This is a genomic window from Virgibacillus salexigens (assembly GCF_000723585.1).
Classification (GTDB): domain Bacteria; phylum Bacillota; class Bacilli; order Bacillales; family Amphibacillaceae; genus Virgibacillus; species Virgibacillus salexigens.
Genome location: NZ_CCDP010000002.1, coordinates 259296 through 281568, shown reverse-complemented (window position 1 = coordinate 281568; position 22273 = coordinate 259296). Strand labels below are relative to the sequence as shown.

The window sequence follows — 22273 nt, the reverse complement described above, 5'->3', positions numbered from 1 at the left end:
AAAACAGGCTTATGTTCAGTCCATCGGTTTGTACGAGTGGCTCTTACCCAGACTTATTTTCAATCCATTTTGTTGGAGGTATCAGCAATGAAAATGGAAGTACAACTGGAGTATAGGGCAGAATATTAAAAGTCCTTTTTCAATTTGCTTTACTTGATTTACGTATTGGTTTGGAACGATGGCCTATACTAATAAGGGATCGACCTTGTATGTATTTTGTTGGGGATGAATTTCTCTTTAGAAAATTGATGGATAATTCGAGGTTTATTTCGGTATAAACACGTATTTTTATAGAATCCTTCCAATTTTCATTTGCGTAGTCAGTTAGACGAAAAGGAAAGAAGTAGGTTACAATATCATAATAAAAAAGCTTAACCCAAATGGTTAAGCTTCGTATTGCTTATTAATAAAGAAAAGAGCGATTGTTCCAGGGCCGGAATGTGATCCAATCGCTGAACCTACCATTTCAATGACGACTTCATTTACATTCAATCGTTCCTTAATCATGGAGGCTAACTGTTCTGCTCGCTTGAGATCATCTCCATGGGAAATTCCAATGGTATGATTGGAAAAATCACCACCGCGTTCTTCCATGATTTCAAGCATACGATTAAACAATTTTTTTGAGCCCCGTATTTTTTCTAAGGGGATTAGTTTTCCATCTTCTACATGAAGAATTGGTTTGATTTTTAATAAGGATCCAACAAACGCTGCGGTACGACTGACACGTCCACCGCGATATAAGTATTCCAAATCATCAACAGTAAAGATGTGTTCCATCTTCGACGCATAGTTATGACTCGATGCAATGATTTCTTTGGGATCATCGCTTTGCTTAGCAAGTTCAGCAGCGTGTAAAACAACAAGACCATAACCTAGGGATGCACATTTTGTATCAACTACATGAATGGGGGCATCCGGATAACTTTCTTTTACTTCCTGTTCCATCATTTTAGCTGTTTGATATGTACCTGATAATTCGGATGAAAAAGCAAGATAAATAAGTGTTTGATTCGTTTCAGCGTATGATGTGAAAATAGATTTAAACGTTTGAGGGGAAACCTGTGAAGTTTTAGGGCTTTTCCCTTCACGCATTGCATGATAAACTGTTTTAGGGCTAATGGATTTTCCATCTTCATAGTCCTCGTTATCTAAATGAACAGTCAAAGATACCATTTCTATATCGTATTTGTTGTAATAATCTTTGGATAAATCACATGCGGAATCCGCAAGTATTTTAATCGCCATAAATTTCACCTGCATTTCATAAACTAGTCTTGTTTTTAGTTTAAAGCGATTTGTTAAGATAGTCAAAGTATATTGATGTAAAATTTCTAAAAATGGAAAAATAATTGATGATTGTCACAATCGAAGGAGGGACACCTTTGTTTATATTTGAAGCTAAACGGATAATTGTTGTAATTTTTGGTGCACTATTAAATGCATTATCTTTGAACTTTTTCTTAGAAGGAGCAAATGTTTATGCTAGTGGCTTTACTGGAGCTGCACAGTTAATTTCCAGTGTATTTAATGACTTTCTAGGCATTGGAGTCAGTACAGGTATTTTGCTAGCATTACTTAATATTCCAGTCGCTATCTTAGGTTGGTTTAAAGTCGGAAGAGGATTTACTGTTTACAGTATTATTTCGGTGCTCTTTACTACTATATTTCTAGAACTTACTCCAATGTTAGTCATTTCGGAAGATATTATATTAAATGCGGTGTTTGGTGGTGTTATTGCAGGTACAGGTGTCGGGCTTACATTAAAAGTCGGCGCATCTACTGGTGGGATGGATATTGTTGCCATGGTGCTGTCGAGAATGAAGGATAAACCAATTGGAACGTATTTCTTAATGCTAAACGCTGTTATTATTGCTATGGCTGGCGTTCTTTATCAACCGGAAAATGCGCTTTATACTCTATTAACATTATATGTAACGACAAGAGTAATTGATGCACTTCATACTCGACATGAGAAAGTGACAGCAATGATTATTACACATAAAGCAGATGAATTACAGGCTGAAATTCATAAAACAATGGTTCGGGGAATCACGATACTTCCAGCTAAGGGAGCTTACACAAAAACAGACAAGCATATGATGTATTTAGTTGTTACCAGATATGAATTATATGATTTGGAACGAATTATTAATGAAGTTGATCCAAATGCGTTTACAAATATCGTCCAAACTACAGGGATTTTTGGCTTTTTCCGTAGAGATTAAATGAAAGATAAAGGGGATTACAATGAAATATTTTGGTTTCGTAATAATATTGGCATGTATTATGGTGGCATGCAGTAACCAAGAATCAGAAAAGTCGACGCAGACGGAAAATCAACAAGATGAAACAATACAACATACAACGGCAGTTAGCTTACGTAATGTGGATGTAAAAGTGGAAAACGGCAATGCTGTCATTAATGGTGAAGTTCAAGCGAGCAATACGAATGTTTACTATATACTTGAATATAACAATCAAACAACGATAGAGGAGCAAGAAGTTGAGCTAGAGAATATGGATGAAAAATGGCAAGACTTCTCCATTAAAATGAAGCTTCCAGAGGATTCGACTTCGAGAGACGAGCCTCCTATTATTACATTTTATGGTAAGAATGATCAAGGAGAAAAAGTGAACGCGAACTATATTCCTGTGGATATGTGAAAATAAGCGATGTAAACAAAAAGGTCACGCATTTAAATTGCTGACCTTTTTTTATACATTATCTATTAATAACCATGTTTTTCTAAAACTTCAGTTACCTTAGGGGTCACATCATCCCATTCAGCATCGAATTGTTTGTTAACCGTAATGAAATTCTGATATCCAAATACATTATCGACACCTTCTAAGTGCATAAGATCGTTAAGAATTTCATGATCACTCGTTTGTCCTGGCATTACAGATACACTATTTGTTCCTTCAAAAATCAATTTGTCTGTAGTGAATTTCAGTGCATTTGGGTTTGGGGTGGCTTCTACTCGAATTCCCATTCGTCATCCCTCCTAGATCATACTTATCATCTATATTAGCAGAAATAGCAGGCATACAAAAGCATTTTGTCGAATAATCGTATTTAAAATAATTATGTAATAACCACTCCTAGCACATGAGGCTAGAAGTAGTTATTTGTTTCACATAGTTCTTTATAGAAATTACGTTGACAAAATTAGCAGAGGTTACTGTAATTGATTATGCTGCTTTAATTGATTTTCCAATTGCTGCAATTGCTGTTTTTCTTGAGCAGTTGCTTCATTATATGCAGCTTGAATCGCATTTTGGGCAGCTTGCTTATCTTGTGCATTCGCTGTATTTCCTTGCTGATTCATAAAATTGGATACAGCATTTTTAGCTTGTTGGAATAAATTGTTGTTATTATTTGTGTTATTTTGCAACCTAAAAACCTCCTACTGTATGGGTATCTGTTTCTGCACGCTTTCGTTCTGCTTCGGAGAATCGATCACGGTACGGAAAACGTTCATCATGTTTTTTTACTGAATCTGCACTTTGTTGACTAAAACGCTTCGATTTACTTCCTTTTCCCACGATACTTCCCCCTCAATTCGAAAGAATCATGCTGCATTATCGAAAGTTTAATTAGCATATTGGTCGGACTATGGCCATAATCCTTTGATTCATGCTCTTAATAAGAAGTTAAAAAAGCGAACGCATTTTGCGTTCACTTCTAGTATGGCAGCAATCGTTGAATTCTATAGTAGGAAAATTTTGCGAATCAAACGGATTTTGCTTCAAGGTTTAAGTAAGATTCTAAAAATTTTCCGATTCCATCAGCTTCATTTGTGTCTGTTATGTGATTACTTACTGCTTTAAGCTCGTCAATTGCATTGCCCATGGCTACACCCACTCCAGCATAATCAATCATTTCTAAATCATTATCCTCATCACCAAAAGCAATAATACGCTCTTTCGGAATATGATAATAATGTGCAATTTTTTGCAATCCAACTGCTTTGTTCATACCTTTACGGACGATTTCAATAATATTCCAAGGAGCTCCCCATTTCCGATGTTCAATTAAGTCGGCGTGGTAATCATCAAGATGATCACGTAATGTTAAAATATGATCTTCCTTTGGGTGTATTAGCAGAGAAGTAGGATCCTCTGTTAATTTGTTCTTGAGACTTCCAATAGTAAATGGAGGATCGTTTTCTGTCATATGAAAGATATCAATTATGGCTTGGTCGAACTGATCGAGATAAACCTCATCCATGACTTCTGCTAATACATTATGAACATTCAGTTCATAGCAAGCGTCAATAATTTTATGTGCTGTTCGAATGGACATGGGGCTATGTAATGCATCCCATCTTGAATCGGCTGGATGGTGAATTAATGCTCCATTAAAATTAACCATTGGCGTTGTTAATCGAAGCCGATGATAGTATTCAATGCTTGCTCGATGTGGTCTTCCTGTTGCGATAACAACAATATGACCTGCTTCTATCGCTGTTTCAACAAGTTTCTTCGTATGTGGACTGATGACTTTTTTATCCGTGAGAAGAGTTCCATCTAAATCTAAAGCAATTAAATGTCTGTTTGTTTGCATAATTATTTCACCTCATCTGTCAATAGTGTATAGTTGATATGTAGAGATGTAAAGTAAAAATTCCTTTGCATTAGTTGCAATTTATTTCTTATGGGTAGTAAAATAATTTACATGACTGAAAACGTACATAAGGAGATAATGGCATGATCGGAGTATATAAAGAAGAAATTAAAACCATTCCAAGCCTAATAGTTGTTGATGCCGAAAACGAAAATAAAGCTTTACCAGTAATCACCTTTTTCCATGGGTTTACGAGTGCAAAAGAACATAATTTGCCATTAGCATATTTACTTGCAGAAGAAGGGTATCGTGTTGTTCTCCCAGATAGTAAATACCATGGTGCAAGAGAAAATGAAATATCTGAGATGAGAAGGCAGGTTTCTTTTTGGGATATCGTCATGCAAAATGTTATCGAATTAAAGGATATAAAAGATTATTTGGATAGCACAGGTTTATTATTAGATAACCGTTTTGGAATTGCCGGTACTAGTATGGGAGGAATTACAACTTCAGCAGCTCTCACGCAATATCCTTGGATTAAGACAGCAGTAATATTAATGGGGTCTCCTAAGATAACCACTTATGCGAAGACACTTGTAAACAGTTTCAAGAAAATGGGGAATTTGCCTATAACTGATGAAGAAATTAGCCATTTGTACGATCAATTAAAACAATATGATTTATCTGAACAGCCGGAGAAACTGAATCAACGACCACTCATGTTCTGGCATGGAGAAGACGATCCAGTTGTGCCATTTGATCATTCTTATACATTCTATGAGAAAGTGGCATCGGAATATACAAATAAAGATAATATTTTCTTTATTAAAGAGGCTAATCGTGGCCACAAAGTAGGTCGGTTTGCTATATTAGAAACTGCGAAATGGTTTACCAAACATTTGTAAGTTTTAAAGCAGTGTTATTTAAAATCAATTAAAAATATGTTTAAATAGTAATAACAAGATAGAGGAGGTACAGGGTATGGATGAAGCGCTTAAGGAAAATCTAATGGGTGCCCTAGAGAATGTTATTGACCCTGAATTAGGCATTGATATTGTTAATTTAGGTTTAATATATGATGTTGATTTGAATGAAGAGGGCATTTGCAATGTCACCATGACATTAACCGCGATGGGATGCCCATTAGCTGCACATATTGAGCAAGATGTAAAACATGCGCTTGCGGATATTCCAGAAGTAAAAGAAACAGAAGTAAATATTGTATGGAATCCTCCTTGGGGAAAAGAAAGAATGTCTCGTTATGCTAAGATTGCATTAGGGATTCCAGATTAATCGGTAAAAGGTTCATTCATGAGGTTGTAATCATGAATGAACCTTTTGTACATTTAAATTGTACAAAGTTACATTGTTCACATTGATTGCATTTTTAAATGGTCGAAATCGTAAATAACAATCTTTCCGTGATGAATTGAAATAATCGATAGCCGATTGACTCACTAAGTAATCGGTTTACACTTTCTATTTTGTTATGGTTTGTAAGAGGCAGATGAATGCATACTCCTTGAGTCTTTCTAACCACTATAAATAATTAGGGTCTTTCAAAAATGGTTGCAGGTTAGCTGCATACGTTTGTTGATACAATCAAATTCCTCCAATATTTCCATTAAGCATTATAAAAACAGCAGTCATTGAGAACTGCTGTTTTAACTATTTATAGGAAAATAATAACAAGTATTCCGACGATAAAGCAATAAAAGGCAAAGTATTTTAAATTACCTTTCGCCATAATATTAGCAAACCATTTAAGAGCAAAATAGGATGCAATAATGGATGCTAAGAATGCAATAGCATATGGTATCATTAATGTGTCGAAATTAGGATCTGTAAATATGTCGGTTATTTTTAATACGGTTATTCCTAAGCTTACTGGAATATAAAGTAAAAAGGAAAAGCGAAAAGCTGTTTCGCGTTTCATGCCAACTAACATTGCTGCAACAATCGTTGCTCCAGAACGACTAATACCTGGAATTAACGCAATCGCTTGAGCAGCTCCGACAATCAAGGCATCTTTAATTGTTAATTCCCCATCATTTTTCTTCCCTCGTAAATTACGAATTATCCACAAGGCAGCCCCAGTAATAAGTAACGTGTAGCCGACAATGACAACTCCACTTAATCGCTCACTAATCATATCTTCAAATAGGAGTCCGAGGATACCTGTAGGGATTGTTGCAATGACTAAGAATAGGATAAATCGAAAATCTTCCTTCGCTTCTTCATCTCTATCCTTTTGAACAATGAATCGAAGGCCATTGCGAATTAAGCGTGCGATATCTTTACGGAATACGATAAAAACAGCAATCAATGAGCCAAAATTGACGAGTATCTCAAAAGATAACCCTTTAATTTCTAATCCAAACAGATCCCGTAAGATTACTAAATGACCACTTGAAGAAATTGGAATTGGTTCTGTAAAACCTTGAAATAAGCCAAGAATTAAATACTTAATTAACAAACCTAGTTCAGTTAATGTTTCCATAATGTATCTCCTTATAGAATTATTAATTTTTTATGTCACCAACCCATGGGCGAATGAATAGGCTAGCTGGTGAGGAGGTTGATAGGAATGACGGACCGAAATCAACAAATATACGATGTATGTAAAGATCATATGCATGCCTATGTGCTTATAGAATTAGTCGATGGCTCAAGTGTAGACGGAATTATTACTGGACTGGATAATGAATCCGTTTATCTTGCTGTACCACTTGAACCTCATGAACAACTTCAGGGTGGTGGGTCACATCATAGACAATTCGGTTATGGTTATCCTGGTTATGGTGGTCCAGGGTATGGATACGGCTATGGACCTGGACCACGATTTAGAAGGCTAATTCTGCCTTTAACTGCTTTAGCGGCATTGAGTATACTTCCATGGTATTAACATTATTACATTAACAGGGCCTAAAATGGGAAACCCTTGCCCTGTATAGTAAGAATGGGCAAGGGTTTATTTCAATCATACAGCTGGTCTCTGCCATAGAGAAATTGAGTTACCTAATATTATTACAGGTAGGATATATCAGTTCGGTTTAGTTCTCAGCGTTATCATCGTGGATAGCACTATCACCTAAAATGACAATAGCTATAAACATGATAACTGCGAAAACAATTGTACCCATCATACTAAAGCTGTCACCGCGCATACTTGATAAAACATAAGAAAGTACGCCACTTATTACAAGTGCCCAGATAATTGTTGCAATGTACCTCATGTATACACCTCATTTTTACATTTAACTCTAGTTTATCTTGTTTTAGTTTACCAAAACCAATCGTAAAAAAAAAGGATAATTTTATAACAAAGGGGAAGGGGGAATGTTATTGATGACATGTTTAGTTGTAAATTGTAATCATTGGATAGGATATCATATTGTAAATGGATTATTAGAGGATGATTGGCTGGTAGAAGGAGTAATCGATAAAGAAGAGAAGGATACACTAAGTATGTTTTTTGGTCGAAATAGCAATTTCTCATTTTGCGAGAATGTGGAAAAGAAAGTTTATGACACAGTGATTTCCGTTGGTGTTCCATTGAAAGAAATAGATCATGTACACACGAATCGTTCTGTTATCATTCATCCAACTGTTCCTGAAAACATGAAGGAAGATACAATATTAATAAAAGCTCCGCTATTGTTTGGAGAATGGATGCCAATGAACGAAAATGGAATGTATCGCAACCACCTGTTTATCCCTTTTGACTCGACATATTTTCTTACCGAAGCTGTTTATATTGAGGATTTTGTTTCTTATTTAGTGAAATGGTTAAACGACGATATTGCTGATAACAAGAAAAGTGCAATAATAAAACTTGAACATTCAACATATACTCGGGACAATAGACCTATTGAAAAGAAATTAGAGCAAGTAAAAGAACATTATCATCAATTTAAAAAGTATACGGAATAATACTCGCTTTGGTCTAGTTTATTTTCTCTTAAAGAAGCCGGGAGTGCCTACATTGCATAAATCGTATGTATCGTATACCCTAGTAATCCTTTTTGCAGCCATCTTTATAAGTGGTTGCAGTTCAATGATGGACGAGCCAAATCGAATTCATAGTGTAGGTATGGTACAAACGGATTCAAATACAGATCAAGCTTGGAATGATACAAATGTCTACTTTAGGGAACACCTAACCACTGAGCGAGCGATTACAGAGGCAGTGGAAGAATTTTTGAATCATGCAGCGATTAGGGAGATTCCACCAAGGCTTCGAAAAGAATTAAAAAAGATAATCAACGATTACCGAGGAGCTAATTTACTCCCACAGTGAAACTGCATAATGATTAGGTTCTTGCAAATTAGGGCTAAATGAATTAAAATTAGTACCAAGTCATAAGAATAGATATTAATACTTTTTAAGGAGATGGAAAAATGGATGTAGGTGTTCTAGGAGTCGGTCACTTTGTTCCAGAGAAAGTCGTGACTAATAAAGACTTAGAAAAAATTGTAGAGACGAATGACGAATGGATTCGTACTAGAACCGGTATCGAAGAGCGAAGAATTGCAGAAGACAACATGGATACCTCAGATATGGCATTTTTAGCTGCTAAGGATGCACTAGCAAATGCGGAAATGCATCCGGAAGAAATTGATCTTATTTTAGTTGCTACTGTAACACCAGACACCCCTTTTCCGTCTGTAGCATGTATAATTCAAGATAGATTAGGGGCAAAAAATGCAGCTGCAATGGATGTTAGCGCTGCTTGTGCTGGATTTATGTATGGAATGGTAACAGCAAAACAATTTATCGAAACAAATACGTATAAAAATGTACTTGTTGTTGGAGTAGAAAAACTTTCAAAAATTACAGATTGGTCCGATCGCAGTACTTGTGTTTTATTTGGTGATGGAGCAGGAGCAGCAGTTATGGGCGAGGTATCTGAAGGCAGAGGAATTCTTTCCTTTGAACTAGGTTCAAATGGCGCTGGTGGTAAGGAGCTATATCAAGATAAAGATAGTGGCTATATCTATATGAACGGACGTGAAGTATTTAAATTTGCTGTTCGGCAAATGCCAGAGTCTTCTGTCAATGTAATAAAAGCAGCTGGACATGATAAAGAGGATGTTGATTATTTAGTTCCACATCAAGCGAATATTCGAATTATGGAAGCTGCAAGAGAAAGACTTGAAATTTCTGATGAGAAGATGGCAAAGACGGTTAAAAAATACGGAAATAATTCCGCTGCTTCTATACCAATTGCTTTATCAGAATCGGTAAAAGATGGTAAAATAAATGACGAGGATTTGGTCGTTTTAGTAGGCTTTGGAGGCGGATTAACGTGGGGAGCCTTAGCATTACGTTGGGGAAGATAAATGTAAGTAGGAGGACAACCTTATGGAGCAAAGAAGAGTAGTTATTACTGGACTTGGGGCAGTAACCCCAGTAGGAAATAATGTAAATCAAATGTGGGAAAGTATAACTAACGGGAAATCCGGAATTGATTTTGTGACAAAAGTAGACAGTCAACAATTCACTGCAAAAGTAGCTGCAGAAGTAAAAGATTTTGATGCTACCAAGTATATAGAGAAAAAAGACGTACGTAAGATGGATTTATTCACGCAATACGCTGTAGCGGCATCCAAAATGGCAGTAGAAGATGCCAATTTGATTATCGATGAAACGAATACAAACCGTGTTGGTGTATGGATTGGTTCTGGGATTGGTGGTATGCAAACTTGGGAAGATCAACATCGTAAATTCATGGAAAAAGGACCGAAGCGTGTTAGTCCATTCTTTGTGCCGATGATGATTCCAGATATGGCTGCTGGTCAAGTATCTATTCAATTAGGAGCAAAAGGAATAAATTCTTGTACAACAACTGCATGTGCTTCAGGTGCAAACTCCATTGGAGATGCGTTTAAGGCTATTCAACGTGGAGATGCAGATTATATGATTACTGGGGGGGCAGAAGCTCCCATATCTAATATGGCATTTGCGGGCTTCTCTTCAGCCAAAGCGCTATCCTTGAATGAAGATCCACAAACCGCGAGTCGCCCTTTTGACAAAGAACGAGATGGTTTTGTAATGGGGGAAGGATCCGGTATTTTAGTCTTAGAAGATTTAGAGACTGCACTTGCTCGAGATGCCCATATATATGCAGAAATTGTTGGGTACGGAGCGACTGGAGACGCATACCATATAACAGCTCCAGCTGAAAACGGGGAAGGGGCAGCACGGGCAATGCAGCATGCGTTGGATGACGCTTCGATTACTGCTGGACAAATTGACTATATCAATGCGCATGGAACGAGTACGGCATTGAATGATAAATTTGAAACAGCTGCAATTAAAGCTGTAATGTCAGAAGATGCGTATAATGTTGCCATTTCATCTACCAAATCGATGACTGGACACTTGCTTGGAGCAGCTGGGGGAATTGAGTCTGTTATAGCTGTTAAATCAATAACAGATGGTATTATACCTCCGACAACCAATTATGAAACACCAGATGCTGATTGCGACTTAGATTATGTTCCAAATGAAGCTAGACAGCAAGATGTAAATGTTGTTCTCAGCAACTCACTAGGATTTGGCGGCCATAATGTTGCTTTAGTATTTAAAAAATATGAATAAATAGCAAATCGATCCCATGAAGGGGTCGATTTTTTGTTTATCAATTGTAAAAGCTTGTACAATTTTTTTCATGTAATAGGTAAGACAAGCATACTCTATTAAAAAGTGGACAAGGTAGGCGACAATTTATGGGGTATGTATTTCTGTTTTTAATGGGATTCGGTTTTGCTGTAATGGGTGGAGTAACTATCATTGCTTATATGAACTTTCTTCCAGCTGGTCTATCATGGGGAGAATATTTTAGTTTTATTTTGAGCCGAATTGAATGTTACTTTTTACCAATAGGAATTGTTATGATGAGTCTGGTTATCAGCCGTTTACCAAATAAACTTAAATGATAAGTGAAAGATAAAGGTTTTCAATTGAACCATTTCCATGCATGAATTACCTTGCTTGATAATTACTACCAAGAAGAATACTATATTTTGGAAAAAATATCATGCCGCAAATATGGCAGACTTAGAATATTTTTCTAAATCATGGTCATAATGTATGTTAAGTTCTGATTGAAAAGTGAGGGTTGTTTTATGCTATATATGCATGATGTATGGGTGAATTGGTTTGAAGGAGAAGAAAATGGCTATAATGTTTGTTATTTTCAAGAATGGCGCAAGGAGGACGGCATAGAATTACTCGATCAGGTGCCATTACTATACATAACAAAGGACTTGTATAACTTTATTGAAAATGATATGCATGAACTGCCAAAAGCTTTATTAGATGCTATTTATAAACGTGCTTATATGCGAAAAGGGCAAGAAAGAACCGTTTTAGACTATGCTTGTATTGTGACAGATGGTAATGACATGTTGGCATTTGATACAATCGGCTATAAAATTCCAGTTCGAAAAAGTCGTTTAATTCCCAGACAAGAACAGTTGGTGTACGACATGATTAAGAACACCAAACCTCAGTCATTTAAATATGATAATAAATATTATAAAAAGGAATACCATATGTTGTCGATGCCGCCCGAACTCGTTTTTGGGTTAACGAGAAGAGAAAGACAGCTGAAACAACTATTAATGATGGCACTTGATCAGCTACGGACGGCTAATCATTTAGAAGAACTTCGTTACTGGTTAACGGAATGGGACCCAAAAAATTATCCATATATCCGGTTTATGGATGAAGAGAAAGTTTGGACAGCTTTATATGAGGGTGTCAGACAAGGTTGGAGTACAAGGCATGAGGACCTGTGTGCGAAGTTAATAAAAGGACAGCCTTTCCTAGAAAAAATGTGGGAAATTGAAAACGGTCAAGAACAAAATACATCGAAGCAAAAATAAGGGATAGATATAATAAACAAGAGGAGGGTCTCATAACAAAGATCATCCTCTTGTTTACGTTTACTTTTTCTTCTTTTTAACTCTACCTAACCCCATTGCTTTTTTTGCTTTAGCAACGGTGCGATTTGCTGTCATTCCTGCCTTATCTGCTCCACGATCTAAAATATTATCAAGATCTTCAGAGTCAATCAATGCATAGTATTTGTTTTGAATTGGTTCTAATAAATGAATAACAGCATTAGCCACATCTTGCTTGAAAACACCATAGCCCTTACCTTCATATTTTTCTTCCAATACATCAATGGATTCACCTGAACAAATAGAGTAAATCGTAAGTAAGTTCGAAACACCAGGTTTATTTTCTTTATCGTACTTTACTTTTCCTTCCGAGTCGGTGACCGCACTTTTAATTTTCTTTTCAATTTTCTTTGGTTCATCAAGCATTGAAATAAATCCTTTTTCATTCGAATCGGATTTACTCATTTTCTTCGTTGGATCTTGTAAAGACATAATCCGAGCACCAACTTTTGGAATACTGACCTCTGGAACCGTAAAGATATCATTATATTTGTTATTAAACCGTTGGGCTAGGTTCCTTGTTAACTCTAAATGCTGCTTTTGATCTTCACCGACCGGGACGATATCGGTATTATATAAAAGAATGTCAGCAGCCATTAGTGTTGGATAGGTCAGTAAACCAGAAGAAATAGCTGTTTCTTTGTTTGATTTATCTTTAAATTGTGTCATTCGTTCAAGCTCACCCATATAACTAATAGATTGTAACATCCAACCTAACTGCGTATGTGCTGCAACTTCAGATTGAATAAACAGTGTTGATTTCTCTGGATCAATGCCAGAAGCTAAATAGAGAGCTGCTAAAGAACGTATATTGTTTCTTAGCTTTAATCGATCTTGTGGAACGGTAATAGCGTGCTCATCAACGATACAGAAAAAACAGTCATGATCCTCCTGTAATTGAGTGAAATGCTTTAATGCTCCTAAATAATTTCCTAATGTTAAAGTACCACTTGGTTGAATCCCTGAAAAAATCGTCTTCATCTTGCTCACTCCATTTCTTAGTAATACCCATATAAAAAAGTCCATTCATCCCCATACAACAGGGACGAATGAACCGCGGTACCACCCTTATTATCTTATTATATAAGATCACTTTTGATTATAAGCTCCAAAGGCCCAATTCCAATTATCCATAGTACTTGTTTCCACCTACCACAAGCTCTCTAATTAACCTAATCTAGTGAATAATTGTACTTTCATACTTTTTCATAGCTCATACGTATTTATTTGACACTATTATATAGGATTTGAAAGGTTAAAATCAAGTTTTGCTGTTGAAAGAATTACCGATTATACGTATGGTAAGGATAGTACAAGTGAATACGAAATGGTGAAAAAGCCGTAAAGGAGTAAATTCACATGAAAATATTAATTCTTGGTGCTGGTGCAATGGGGAGTCTTTTCGCTGGAAAATTAACGAAATGTGGATTCGATGTCACGCTGTATAATAGACCAAATAACCATGTAGAAATAATGAAGCAGCAAGGTGTGCAAATGGTTCATGAAAAAGGTGATTTTGCTACCCTCCATGTACCAGTTTATACGAACCCTGCCGATTTATCTGGAGATTACGAGCTTATGCTTGTATTGATAAAATCTTTTGCAACTAAGGCTGTATTAGAAAAGGTATTACCAATGGTCGATGACAAGACCCCAATCCTTACCTTGCAAAATGGAATAGGTAACCTTGAATTAATTCAACAATTAGCACCGACACATGAAGTTTTTGTTGGTGGAACTAGTGCTGGGGCAGGTTGGGTGAAGCGGGGAGTAATAGAACAACGGGCTTGGGGGAAAACATTTATTGGATCAACGAAACCGACTAATGAGAATGTCGATTTTTTAAAGAAGGTTGCTGCTACATTTTCCGAAAGTGGATTGGAAACGTTAGTGTCTGACAATGTACAATCTATAATTTGGAGTAAATTGGTAGTAAATATAGCTTATAATGGACTAACTGCTGTAACACGTTTGAAAAACGGGGAGGCTATTGAGTATAAGGAAGGGAAAGAACTTGTTTCAAAGCTAGTAGAGGAAGCTGTTGAGGTTGCACATGCAAAAGAAATATCCTTATTGTATAAAGATCCTGTTCAAGAATGTATACGCTTAGGGATTGAAGAGATTGGGAGAAATATATCATCTATGCTTACAGATGTTCTTCATCAGCGTAAAACAGAAATAGAAGTTATCAATGGTGCGATTGTTAAAGAAGGAAAAAGGCTACAAATTGCTACTCCATATAATAATATGATGTATAAATTAGTGAAAATGATAGATCAGAGTTATCCACGTACAATTCTACATCCTTAATATGTATAGAACAGTCTGATTCTAGATTCAGACTGTTCTTTGATTAAGAATTTATTGTTGTTAATGGCGGTTCTTGTTCCAATAGGTTTGTAACCTCGTTTTTGTCATTCATGATTGCAACTAATGGACGATGGGAATGAAGCTCTTCACCTGAAAGGAGTGCATAGGAGACAATAATGACGACATCATCTTTTTGAACAAGTCTTGCTGCAGCTCCATTTAAGCAAATTACGCCAGAGCCTCTTTGTCCTGCTATAACGTACGTTTCTAACCGAGCGCCATTGTTATTGTTTACAATTTGAACCTTTTCATGTGGCAATATATTTACTTTATCCAAAATATCTTGATCAATTGTAACACTACCTACATAGTTTAAATTAGCTTCTGTGACACGTGCACGATGTATCTTACTTTTCATCATTGTTCGGAACATGTGATTAACTCCTTTTCATTCATTGTTAATCAAAATTGAATAAGTGAACCTCATTCTGGGAGGAGGTCTTTACTTTTTATGAAGAAGGAATGTTCGTCCGACGGGAAGTTTTGAGTTTTTACATCGGATATATATCCTTTAATCGCTTCTAATCCAATTTGATTAACATCACTATAAGGTTTAACGAATCTTGGTAGGCGATCGACACCATATTTTAGAATATCGTGATAAACAAGGACTTGTCCATCACATTTCGAACCAGCACCTATTCCAATAGTTGGTATATCAATAGATGCTGTTATGATGTCAGCTAGTTCTTTTGGAACGCATTCCAAAACAAGTGCTACAGCACCAGACGCAGCCACTTTCTTAGCATCATGTAGTAGTTTAGCTGCAGCTGCTTTATCTTTCCCTTGAACTTTAAATCCTCCTAATACATTAACGGACTGCGGTGTTAAGCCCAAATGACCAATAGCCGGAATACCTGCCTCTGTTAATCGTTGGATAAATTCAATAATCCCTGCTGAGGCACCCTCAATTTTCAAGCTTTGTGCATTGGTTTCCTGAAAGATTTTGGCTGCCTGACGTAATGAATCTTCTGTGGAAATATGATAGGACATAAACGGCATATCGACGACAGCAAAAGTATTTGGTGCGCCTCTCTTTACAGCTTTTCCATGATGAATCATGTCTTCTACTGTTACTTGTACCGTTGAATCATATCCAAGTACGACCATTCCTAATGAGTCACCGACAAGTATCGTATCAATGCCTGCCTGTTCTGCTTGTTTAGCAGAAGGATAATCATAAGCAGTAACCATGGTGATTTTTTCATGATTTTGTTTCATTTTTTTTAAATCTAATATGGTAAGCATAAATAAACTCTCTCCTCAATTAAGTTATAGAGGCTATTCGTGTTTGTTTTTACTGGATTTGATGATGTTTATTATACAACAAAGGGGGAAAAGAATAAATCAAGCCTGATTATTTTCTTCAAAATCTTGTATTTTTCGTTCAAAATTGACATGTTTTCCTTTATACTAGACTCATATTAGAATGAAATTGGGGATTGATTGCTTATGCAGAGAAAGCGAGGATTAATTGTAGCCATACTTAGTACAGTGCTACTAAGCATTCCGGCAATTGTAAGTGGGGAAGACGCTCAGGAAATAAAGCCACATCATGAGAGGGAGATCAGCTTAAAGCCACTTGAACTAGAAAATACGATGAAACGATTTGTACATACCTCAAGTTATGATTTCGAATATCCTGATGCGGTAAGAGGAATATATGTGACTGGAAATTCTGCTGGTGGCAGTCGGTTTAATTCCTTGGTTGATTTTGTCGATGAAACCGATTTGAATACCATGGTAATTGATATTAAAGAAGATAATGGTCACTTAACGTTTAAACCAGAAGAAGGTTCCCCATATGAAGATATGGCAAAAAATTTAATTGATGATCCTGAACAAATGATGAAAGTATTAGAAGAAAAACAAATTTATCCAATTGCACGAATTGTAGTATTTAAGGATTCGGTTTTAGCAGAAAAACGTCCAGATTTATCGTTTACCAAAGATGGGGAAGTATGGAAAAATGGTAAAGGAGAAGCGTTTGTTAGTCCGTTTCAAACCGAAGTTTGGGAATATAACGTTGAGGTTGCCAAAATGGCAGCAGCAATGGGATTCCAAGAGATACAATTTGATTATGTTCGTTTTCCTGAAGGTTTTGAGACAAGAGATAAGGAATTGGAATATTCTTTAGGAGAATATGAAAACCTAGAAATGAACAATATTAAGAAACGAGTTAAAGCAGTAACTGACTTTGTGCATTTTGCAAGTGAAGAATTGTCTAATTATGATGTTGATGTCTCTGCTGATATATTTGGATATGCTGCTACTATCGAAGAAACGCCTGGTATAGGACAAAATTTCTCTAAGATTGCAGATAATGTTGATGTAATTTCGTCGATGATTTATCCAAGCCATTGGACACCTTATTTTGGAATTGAAAAACCAGATGAAGAACCATACAAATTAGTTAATGCGTATGCAAAGGTGGAAAATAAAGTCTTAGATAAATTAGATAACCCACCAGTTTCTAGACCTTGGATACAGGACTTCGAAGCTCCTTGGCTTTATTCAGGAGCAACAAAGCAGTATGGTAAAGCTGAGGTGGAAGCCCAAATTAAAGCCCTAGCAGAGAATGATATCCATGAATTCTTACTTTGGAATGCTGGTAATACGTATACGGAAAATGTAGATTATACAGTCGGAATGAGCAAATAACAAATAGAGCAGACCAATTAAAAGGTCTGCTTTTTTAAAGCTATTAATTTAGAAACCTACAACCATTTTTGGAGAGGATTGCGTATACTTTTTTGAAGCAAGAAACCCTCTGAGGGGACAAGCTCCTTGTTGGGAGAACGTAATCCTTCAAGGATCTTCTCTTTTTTTCTACATGATATATCCTATCTTGGGAAATCTAAAATAACACAATATTGTGGCTTCTATTTAACAAAATTTTATTTTTTCGTTATACTAAATAGGACTACTAAAAATAAGGAGTAGATCAATGAATTGGTATGAGAAATTGAATAAGTATTTTCCTGTAGAAGAGATGAAATCCAAAAAACATATGGAAATGCTCTTAGAGGAAAAAGGTGACGTCTATTACAAAGACGAGAGTGATAAGCATGTTTTGATGTATGCTGAATTTGACACATTTCTGTTTATCGACTATTTATGGGTATCAGCAAAAACAAGGGGTCAAGGTATTGGTCACAAATTAATTGAGAAATTAAAAGCCAAAAACAAACCAATTATTCTCGAAGTAGAGCCTGTTGATTATGAGGATTCAGATACAGAAAAACGACTACATTTTTACAATAGGGAAGGGTTTCGTCATGCCCAGGCTATCGGTTATACCCGTAGATCTTTAGCGACAAATGAAGATACACCGATGGAAATCCTATACTGGTCCCCGAATGATGAATCGGAAGACTTTATTTATGAACAAATGAAAAAGATGTATGAAGATATACACACGTATAAAGATGAAGAGATATACGGAAAAGCTTATCAGGGGGTTGATGAAGTATTAACCTATGATAAAAATCGATCCTCCGCTAACATCTTAGATAATTTGAAAAGTTAAACAAAAGCCTCTTATTCCTCGTAGAATAAGAGGCTTTTTAACAATTGTTTTGTTAATTACGAGGATTTTTGCTGTGGCTCCCCTGTAGTAGTCAAATTATTTAAACGATCTGCCAAGCCAAGGTTATTTAATAATGGTTCTTCATCATCAGAGATCAGAGCTTCTTTTAGTTCATATGCGTTCGAACCATGTTCAGCAAAGTCTAATCCTGCGATTTCTTCTTCTTCAGAAACACGTAATGATGTAAATTGTTTTACAATGAATAAGAATACACCTAATGTGATCATTGTCCAAGCAATAACTGCTGCGACACCAATCCCTTGAATAACGAGCTGTGTAAAACCATTCCCATAAAATAAACCAGTTGAAGTAGAGAATAAACCAATAGCTAGCGTACCCCAAATACCACAAATTCCGTGAACAGTTATTGCCCCCACTGGATCATCAATACGTAATTTCGTATCCAATAAGTGAATCCCTTCCACAAGGATAATTCCTGAAATAAGGCCAACGGCGATGGATCCACCTAAAGAAATTTCAGCACAGCCAGCCGTTATACCAACTAGTCCTCCTAAAACACCATTTAACGATAATGATGTATCTACCCGTTTAAAACGTAATTTTGTATATGCAGCAGACGACACCAGTGCGGCGGAAGTCGATAAGAGCGTTGTTCCAATTACCATTGGTACAAGTGCTGGATCGGCTACCAGCGTACTTCCCCCATTGAAGCCAAACCAGCCAAGCCATAAAATGAATACTCCTAGAGCACCAATTGGTATATTATGCCCCTGTATAACATTAACTTTTTTACTAGAGTACTTTCCAAGGCGTGGTCCTAAGAACAATACTGCTGTTAAGGCTCCGACTGCCCCGGTTAAATGAACCACTGTAGAACCTGCGAAATCGCTAAACCCTAGATCGGTCAGCCAGCCATCACCTTGCCATACCCAATGGCCAACTATTGGATACACAAATGCTGTCATAGCAACAACAATCAGTACGTAAACACCTAACTTCATTCGTTCAGCAACAGCACCAGAAATAATTGTTGCACAGGTTGCTATAAACATTGCCTGGAAAACAAAAAACCCGATATCTTCAACCCCGCTTAGCATGAAACCATCTGTGCCTATAAATGAACCTCCTGAAGTCCCAAACATAATTCCATAACCAACAACAAAAAATAGGATAGCAGCAACACTAATGGTTAAGAAATTTTTAATTAATATGTTTAGTGAGTTTTTGGCACGAGTAAATCCTGATTCCACCATAGCAAAACCTGCATGCATAAAAAATACAAGGAAAGCTCCAAGCATAACCCATACGAGATTAATGGATAATTCCAAGGAAGCGGTAGTTGGTGCAGCGTAAACAGGAGATGCGATGAGGAAAAGGATGAAAAATAACAGTAAACTCTTCTTAATCATGAATAAATCCTCCTTCAATTTTTTTACAAGACAGCCTCTTTGCCTCGTTCACCTGTACGTATTCGTATTGTTTCTTCAATTGGAGAAACAAAGATTTTACCGTCTCCAATGTTGCCAGTGCTGCAATTTTTAATGATGATATCTAGAATTTCATCCAGTCTCTGCTCTTCCACAATTGTCTCTACTTTAATTTTTGGAAGTAGCTGTAATTGAAAAGTAGTTCCTCGGAATATCCCTTTTTGCCCCTTTTGTTTTCCTGTACCAGCGGCCTCAGTAACAGTTAATCCACCAATTCCTGCTGCAGATAACGCCTTGCGTAGAGCTTGGAACTTTTCTGGACGAATAATAGCCTCGATTTTTTTCATTTATATCACCCCTTTTTATTATGTTAGGAAACCTTACATTATAAGTTATGTAAAATATCATAATAGGAAAATAGTTAAAAATCAAGAGGTTTTGGCTAATTTTTTAGAAAATTTTGAAGTAAACGCTTGCAAGAAATAATTGCTGTGATTTGAAAAATTTTTTCAAATAAAAGGTTTAATTAAAAATGATTAGGGGTAACTTACATATATAATGAAACAATTTACATTTCGTAAACATCTATAAAAAACTCGATTTTTTCTGAATATCCTCTACCTTTCGCTTGACAATTGTAGTATAATTTACATATAGGGTTATTTAAACTTATTTTAATTTGATAAGTACTCAATGTTTATGAAATGAATAAACCCATATTAGAATGAGGAGTGAAGTTTTAATGGTTACACTTTATACCTCACCAAGTTGTACATCTTGCAGAAAAGCAAAAGCATGGTTGGAAGAGCATGATATCCCGTTTACGGAGCGTAACATATTTTCCGAACCACTTACACTGGATGAAATAAAGGAAATTTTGCGTATGACGGAAGATGGTACGGATGAGATCATTTCAACTCGGTCAAAGGTTTTTCAGAAGTTAGATGTTAATATTGATCAATTACCGATGAAAGATCTTTTCAATTTAATTCAACAAAATCCAGGTCTTTTGAGAAGACCAATTATTTTGGATGAAAAGCGCCTGCAAGTAGGATATAACGAAGATGAGATTCGCCGTTTCTTACCGAGAACGGTGCGGACTTTTCAATTACGTGAGGCGCAACGAATGGTCAATTAAATCCATTTCATATATAAAAAAACGCAGATCGAAATTTCAAGATCTGCGTTTTTTTATCGCTTCGCTCCGTATCAAGAATACGACAAATCGTTACTAATTTCGTCACAAAAATATGGGTGACAAATCTTTAAGAATACGTTAAAATATGTTACTAATTAAATAGGCATATATGTTTCCAAGTTGATAAGTGCTATCATACAATAGAAATAGAATGATGTAACCACTCATTTCTGAAACATGAATTACAGGAAGGATAGCATCACCATTAATGTGGAAGCATAGATTAAATAATAATGATTATTGCATATCAATTTAGGGTACATGTTATAACAAGAAGTTATATTTGGTGAAGCTAATCTTCCACCTACCTAAAAAGAAGGGGGAGAAAACGTAATGGAAATTGAAAGAATTAATGAGAATACGATAAAGTTCTACATTTCATATATTGATATTGAAGATCGCGGTTTTGAACGTGAAGAAATTTGGTATAACCGTGAAAGAAGCGAGCAATTGTTCTGGCAAATGATGGACGAAGTTAATTATAAGGAAGATTTCAATGTGGAAGGTCCATTATGGATACAAGTCCAAGCATTAGAAAAAGGGCTAGAAATCATTGTTACAAAAGCCCAAATCTCTAAGAATGGAGAAAATATCGAACTACAGACGGAGGATGGAAATACCGTTGACTTTCCTGTAGATAAGAAAATTGAAAATATGTTAGAAGATAAATTCGGTAAACATGATGATGAAGAGACAGAACAGGAAGATGAAGAAGATAAATTGTGGATTATTGCTGATTTTAGTGACTTTGAAGATGTTATTCAATTAAGCCATTACTTTAGAGAAAATCATGAAGGTACAAAAGAAACACTATATCATTATAACGATAAGTATTATTTATATATGGAATTCTCAGAAGAAGAGCTTGATGAAAAAGAGCAAGAAGACATTATAAGTAAAGTATTTGAATTTGGTAATGATTCGGATATTACATTCCATTTGCTAGAAGAATATGGGAAAAAGATTTTTGTGAACGATACATTTGTTCAAATTAGATCACATTTCCCGGTACAAGTATAGACACTCTTTATGAAAGGGTGTCTTTTTATTTATCCATTATATTGACTTCTAAGTTTCTGCTTCAGCCTTTCTTTTATCAACAATTTTGATAAAATGGAGAAAATGAGGTGAACTTATGAAGAATCTTCCCTTATACGGTAAGGTGTATTGTGTTGCAGGTATTCTAT

Annotated in this window: 28 protein-coding genes and 1 other annotated feature; of the genes, 16 read left to right on the top strand and 12 right to left on the bottom strand. The window is 35.9% G+C overall.

The window, feature by feature from the left end:
• Positions 1–384: 384 nt before the first annotated feature.
• Positions 385–1248, bottom strand: coding sequence for a DegV family protein (locus BN990_RS14265; protein WP_038245631.1), 864 nt, complete (start codon positions 1246–1248; stop codon positions 385–387).
• Between the two features lie 137 nt (positions 1249–1385).
• Between BN990_RS14265 and BN990_RS14260 the strand changes: the two genes are divergently transcribed.
• Complete coding sequence (locus tag BN990_RS14260) at positions 1386–2228, top strand: YitT family protein (protein ID WP_021292257.1); 843 nt, start codon at positions 1386–1388, stop codon at positions 2226–2228.
• Between the two features lie 22 nt (positions 2229–2250).
• Complete coding sequence (locus tag BN990_RS14255; RefSeq protein WP_021292258.1) at positions 2251–2667, top strand: hypothetical protein; 417 nt, start codon at positions 2251–2253, stop codon at positions 2665–2667.
• A gap of 65 nt (positions 2668–2732) precedes the next feature.
• Here BN990_RS14255 and BN990_RS14250 read toward each other — a convergent pair whose 3' ends face one another.
• The 4 genes from BN990_RS14250 to BN990_RS14240 form a co-directional block, all read right to left on the bottom strand.
• Entirely contained in the window at positions 2733–2996 is a 264-nt protein-coding gene (locus BN990_RS14250) for a NifU N-terminal domain-containing protein (protein WP_021292259.1), read from the bottom strand.
• Between the two features lie 186 nt (positions 2997–3182).
• Positions 3183–3398, bottom strand: coding sequence for a DUF3813 family protein (locus BN990_RS14245; RefSeq protein WP_021292260.1), 216 nt, complete (start codon positions 3396–3398; stop codon positions 3183–3185).
• 1 nt (position 3399) lies between these two features.
• Positions 3400–3549, bottom strand: coding sequence for a hypothetical protein (locus BN990_RS22945; protein WP_021292261.1), 150 nt, complete (start codon positions 3547–3549; stop codon positions 3400–3402).
• Between the two features lie 187 nt (positions 3550–3736).
• Positions 3737–4570: a Cof-type HAD-IIB family hydrolase gene (locus BN990_RS14240; protein ID WP_187370471.1), complete on the bottom strand. Its 834-nt coding sequence runs from the start codon at positions 4568–4570 to the stop codon at positions 3737–3739.
• 143 nt (positions 4571–4713) lie between these two features.
• On the opposite strand from BN990_RS14240, the gene BN990_RS14235 reads away from it, so the two are divergent.
• Together BN990_RS14235 and BN990_RS14230 are read left to right on the top strand one after the other, a co-directional pair.
• Positions 4714–5475 (top strand): alpha/beta fold hydrolase, encoded by a 762-nt coding sequence (locus BN990_RS14235; RefSeq protein WP_021292263.1) that lies wholly within the window; start codon positions 4714–4716, stop codon positions 5473–5475.
• Between the two features lie 76 nt (positions 5476–5551).
• Positions 5552–5863: a metal-sulfur cluster assembly factor gene (locus tag BN990_RS14230; RefSeq protein WP_021292264.1), complete on the top strand. Its 312-nt coding sequence runs from the start codon at positions 5552–5554 to the stop codon at positions 5861–5863.
• Between the two features lie 379 nt (positions 5864–6242).
• On the opposite strand, the gene BN990_RS14225 is transcribed toward BN990_RS14230, so the two are convergent.
• Positions 6243–7070, bottom strand: a complete 828-nt coding sequence (locus BN990_RS14225; protein ID WP_021292265.1) for an undecaprenyl-diphosphate phosphatase — start codon at positions 7068–7070, stop codon at positions 6243–6245.
• Positions 7071–7157: 87 nt separating this feature from the next.
• Here BN990_RS14225 and BN990_RS14220 point away from each other — a divergent pair, with 87 nt between their 5' ends.
• Positions 7158–7475, top strand: coding sequence for a hypothetical protein (locus BN990_RS14220; protein WP_021292266.1), 318 nt, complete (start codon positions 7158–7160; stop codon positions 7473–7475).
• A 148-nt stretch (positions 7476–7623) separates the two neighbouring features.
• Here the strand turns inward: BN990_RS14220 and BN990_RS14215 are convergent, their stop codons facing one another.
• A complete protein-coding gene (locus tag BN990_RS14215; RefSeq protein WP_021292267.1) occupies positions 7624–7806 on the bottom strand; it encodes a DUF2929 family protein in 183 nt (60 codons plus the stop codon).
• A gap of 112 nt (positions 7807–7918) precedes the next feature.
• Here BN990_RS14215 and BN990_RS14210 point away from each other — a divergent pair, with 112 nt between their 5' ends.
• The 6 genes from BN990_RS14210 to BN990_RS14185 all read left to right on the top strand — a co-directional run bounded on the left by BN990_RS14210 (position 7919) and on the right by BN990_RS14185 (position 12463).
• Positions 7919–8503, top strand: a complete 585-nt coding sequence (locus BN990_RS14210) for a hypothetical protein (RefSeq protein ID WP_021292268.1) — start codon at positions 7919–7921, stop codon at positions 8501–8503.
• Between the two features lie 52 nt (positions 8504–8555).
• Positions 8556–8870 (top strand): hypothetical protein, encoded by a 315-nt coding sequence (locus BN990_RS14205; RefSeq protein WP_038245629.1) that lies wholly within the window; start codon positions 8556–8558, stop codon positions 8868–8870.
• Between the two features lie 101 nt (positions 8871–8971).
• The gene (locus tag BN990_RS14200) at positions 8972–9913 is read left to right on the top strand and encodes a beta-ketoacyl-ACP synthase III (RefSeq protein ID WP_021292270.1); all 942 of its coding nucleotides are present in this window, start codon (positions 8972–8974) and stop codon (positions 9911–9913) included.
• A 22-nt stretch (positions 9914–9935) separates the two neighbouring features.
• On the top strand, positions 9936–11174 hold the full coding sequence (gene fabF / locus BN990_RS14195) for a beta-ketoacyl-ACP synthase II (RefSeq protein WP_038245628.1): 1239 nt from the start codon (positions 9936–9938) through the stop codon (positions 11172–11174).
• A 128-nt stretch (positions 11175–11302) separates the two neighbouring features.
• A complete protein-coding gene (locus tag BN990_RS14190; protein WP_021292272.1) occupies positions 11303–11512 on the top strand; it encodes a hypothetical protein in 210 nt (69 codons plus the stop codon).
• 189 nt (positions 11513–11701) lie between these two features.
• Positions 11702–12463, top strand: a complete 762-nt coding sequence (locus BN990_RS14185; RefSeq protein ID WP_021292273.1) for a YjbA family protein — start codon at positions 11702–11704, stop codon at positions 12461–12463.
• Positions 12464–12523: 60 nt separating this feature from the next.
• Here BN990_RS14185 and trpS read toward each other — a convergent pair whose 3' ends face one another.
• Complete coding sequence (gene trpS, locus BN990_RS14180) at positions 12524–13522, bottom strand: tryptophan--tRNA ligase (protein ID WP_021292274.1); 999 nt, start codon at positions 13520–13522, stop codon at positions 12524–12526.
• 57 nt (positions 13523–13579) lie between these two features.
• Positions 13580–13760 (bottom strand) — a binding site (T-box leader).
• A 140-nt stretch (positions 13761–13900) separates the two neighbouring features.
• Between trpS and BN990_RS14175 the strand changes: the two genes are divergently transcribed.
• The gene (locus tag BN990_RS14175; RefSeq protein ID WP_038245627.1) at positions 13901–14851 is read left to right on the top strand and encodes a ketopantoate reductase family protein; all 951 of its coding nucleotides are present in this window, start codon (positions 13901–13903) and stop codon (positions 14849–14851) included.
• Positions 14852–14894: 43 nt separating this feature from the next.
• Here BN990_RS14175 and panD read toward each other — a convergent pair whose 3' ends face one another.
• Both panD and panB read right to left on the bottom strand, forming a co-directional pair.
• Positions 14895–15284 carry an aspartate 1-decarboxylase gene (panD, locus tag BN990_RS14170; protein WP_021292276.1) on the bottom strand — a complete coding sequence of 130 codons (390 nt, stop codon included), beginning with the start codon at positions 15282–15284 and terminating at the stop codon, positions 14895–14897.
• Positions 15285–15334: 50 nt separating this feature from the next.
• Positions 15335–16159 carry a 3-methyl-2-oxobutanoate hydroxymethyltransferase gene (panB, locus tag BN990_RS14165; protein ID WP_038245626.1) on the bottom strand — a complete coding sequence of 275 codons (825 nt, stop codon included), beginning with the start codon at positions 16157–16159 and terminating at the stop codon, positions 15335–15337.
• Between the two features lie 204 nt (positions 16160–16363).
• Between panB and BN990_RS14160 the strand changes: the two genes are divergently transcribed.
• Positions 16364–17572 (top strand): putative glycoside hydrolase, encoded by a 1209-nt coding sequence (locus BN990_RS14160; RefSeq protein WP_021292278.1) that lies wholly within the window; start codon positions 16364–16366, stop codon positions 17570–17572.
• A 286-nt stretch (positions 17573–17858) separates the two neighbouring features.
• Complete coding sequence (locus BN990_RS14155) at positions 17859–18440, top strand: GNAT family N-acetyltransferase (protein WP_038245625.1); 582 nt, start codon at positions 17859–17861, stop codon at positions 18438–18440.
• 56 nt (positions 18441–18496) lie between these two features.
• On the opposite strand, the gene BN990_RS14150 is transcribed toward BN990_RS14155, so the two are convergent.
• Both BN990_RS14150 and BN990_RS14145 read right to left on the bottom strand, forming a co-directional pair.
• Positions 18497–19870, bottom strand: coding sequence for an ammonium transporter (locus tag BN990_RS14150; RefSeq protein ID WP_051739212.1), 1374 nt, complete (start codon positions 19868–19870; stop codon positions 18497–18499).
• 23 nt (positions 19871–19893) lie between these two features.
• Entirely contained in the window at positions 19894–20235 is a 342-nt protein-coding gene (locus tag BN990_RS14145; RefSeq protein WP_038245624.1) for a P-II family nitrogen regulator, read from the bottom strand.
• Between the two features lie 395 nt (positions 20236–20630).
• On the opposite strand from BN990_RS14145, the gene spxA reads away from it, so the two are divergent.
• Both spxA and mecA read left to right on the top strand, forming a co-directional pair.
• Positions 20631–21026: a transcriptional regulator SpxA gene (spxA, locus tag BN990_RS14140; RefSeq protein ID WP_021292282.1), complete on the top strand. Its 396-nt coding sequence runs from the start codon at positions 20631–20633 to the stop codon at positions 21024–21026.
• Between the two features lie 393 nt (positions 21027–21419).
• Positions 21420–22106: an adaptor protein MecA gene (gene mecA, locus BN990_RS14135; protein ID WP_021292283.1), complete on the top strand. Its 687-nt coding sequence runs from the start codon at positions 21420–21422 to the stop codon at positions 22104–22106.
• The last annotated feature ends 167 nt before the right edge of the window (positions 22107–22273 follow it).

Excerpts from the sequence above, each read along its gene's own strand:
- BN990_RS14265 (WP_038245631.1), bottom strand. The coding sequence starts at position 1,248 with ATGGCGATTAAAATACTTGCGGATTCCGCATGTGATTTATCCAAAGAT.
- BN990_RS14255 (WP_021292258.1), top strand. The coding sequence starts at position 2,251 with ATGAAATATTTTGGTTTCGTAATAATATTGGCATGTATTATGGTGGCA.
- BN990_RS14250 (WP_021292259.1), bottom strand. The coding sequence starts at position 2,996 with ATGGGAATTCGAGTAGAAGCCACCCCAAACCCAAATGCACTGAAATTC.
- BN990_RS14240 (WP_187370471.1), bottom strand. The coding sequence starts at position 4,570 with ATGCAAACAAACAGACATTTAATTGCTTTAGATTTAGATGGAACTCTT.
- BN990_RS14235 (WP_021292263.1), top strand. The coding sequence starts at position 4,714 with ATGATCGGAGTATATAAAGAAGAAATTAAAACCATTCCAAGCCTAATA.
- BN990_RS14230 (WP_021292264.1), top strand. The coding sequence starts at position 5,552 with ATGGATGAAGCGCTTAAGGAAAATCTAATGGGTGCCCTAGAGAATGTT.
- BN990_RS14225 (WP_021292265.1), bottom strand. The coding sequence starts at position 7,070 with ATGGAAACATTAACTGAACTAGGTTTGTTAATTAAGTATTTAATTCTT.
- BN990_RS14220 (WP_021292266.1), top strand. The coding sequence starts at position 7,158 with ATGACGGACCGAAATCAACAAATATACGATGTATGTAAAGATCATATG.
- BN990_RS14215 (WP_021292267.1), bottom strand. The coding sequence starts at position 7,806 with ATGAGGTACATTGCAACAATTATCTGGGCACTTGTAATAAGTGGCGTA.
- BN990_RS14210 (WP_021292268.1), top strand. The coding sequence starts at position 7,919 with ATGACATGTTTAGTTGTAAATTGTAATCATTGGATAGGATATCATATT.
- BN990_RS14200 (WP_021292270.1), top strand. The coding sequence starts at position 8,972 with ATGGATGTAGGTGTTCTAGGAGTCGGTCACTTTGTTCCAGAGAAAGTC.
- fabF (WP_038245628.1), top strand. The coding sequence starts at position 9,936 with ATGGAGCAAAGAAGAGTAGTTATTACTGGACTTGGGGCAGTAACCCCA.
- BN990_RS14190 (WP_021292272.1), top strand. The coding sequence starts at position 11,303 with ATGGGGTATGTATTTCTGTTTTTAATGGGATTCGGTTTTGCTGTAATG.
- BN990_RS14185 (WP_021292273.1), top strand. The coding sequence starts at position 11,702 with ATGCTATATATGCATGATGTATGGGTGAATTGGTTTGAAGGAGAAGAA.
- trpS (WP_021292274.1), bottom strand. The coding sequence starts at position 13,522 with ATGAAGACGATTTTTTCAGGGATTCAACCAAGTGGTACTTTAACATTA.
- BN990_RS14175 (WP_038245627.1), top strand. The coding sequence starts at position 13,901 with ATGAAAATATTAATTCTTGGTGCTGGTGCAATGGGGAGTCTTTTCGCT.
- panD (WP_021292276.1), bottom strand. The coding sequence starts at position 15,284 with ATGTTCCGAACAATGATGAAAAGTAAGATACATCGTGCACGTGTCACA.
- panB (WP_038245626.1), bottom strand. The coding sequence starts at position 16,159 with ATGCTTACCATATTAGATTTAAAAAAAATGAAACAAAATCATGAAAAA.
- BN990_RS14160 (WP_021292278.1), top strand. The coding sequence starts at position 16,364 with ATGCAGAGAAAGCGAGGATTAATTGTAGCCATACTTAGTACAGTGCTA.
- BN990_RS14155 (WP_038245625.1), top strand. The coding sequence starts at position 17,859 with ATGAATTGGTATGAGAAATTGAATAAGTATTTTCCTGTAGAAGAGATG.
- BN990_RS14150 (WP_051739212.1), bottom strand. The coding sequence starts at position 19,870 with ATGATTAAGAAGAGTTTACTGTTATTTTTCATCCTTTTCCTCATCGCA.
- BN990_RS14145 (WP_038245624.1), bottom strand. The coding sequence starts at position 20,235 with ATGAAAAAAATCGAGGCTATTATTCGTCCAGAAAAGTTCCAAGCTCTA.
- spxA (WP_021292282.1), top strand. The coding sequence starts at position 20,631 with ATGGTTACACTTTATACCTCACCAAGTTGTACATCTTGCAGAAAAGCA.
- mecA (WP_021292283.1), top strand. The coding sequence starts at position 21,420 with ATGGAAATTGAAAGAATTAATGAGAATACGATAAAGTTCTACATTTCA.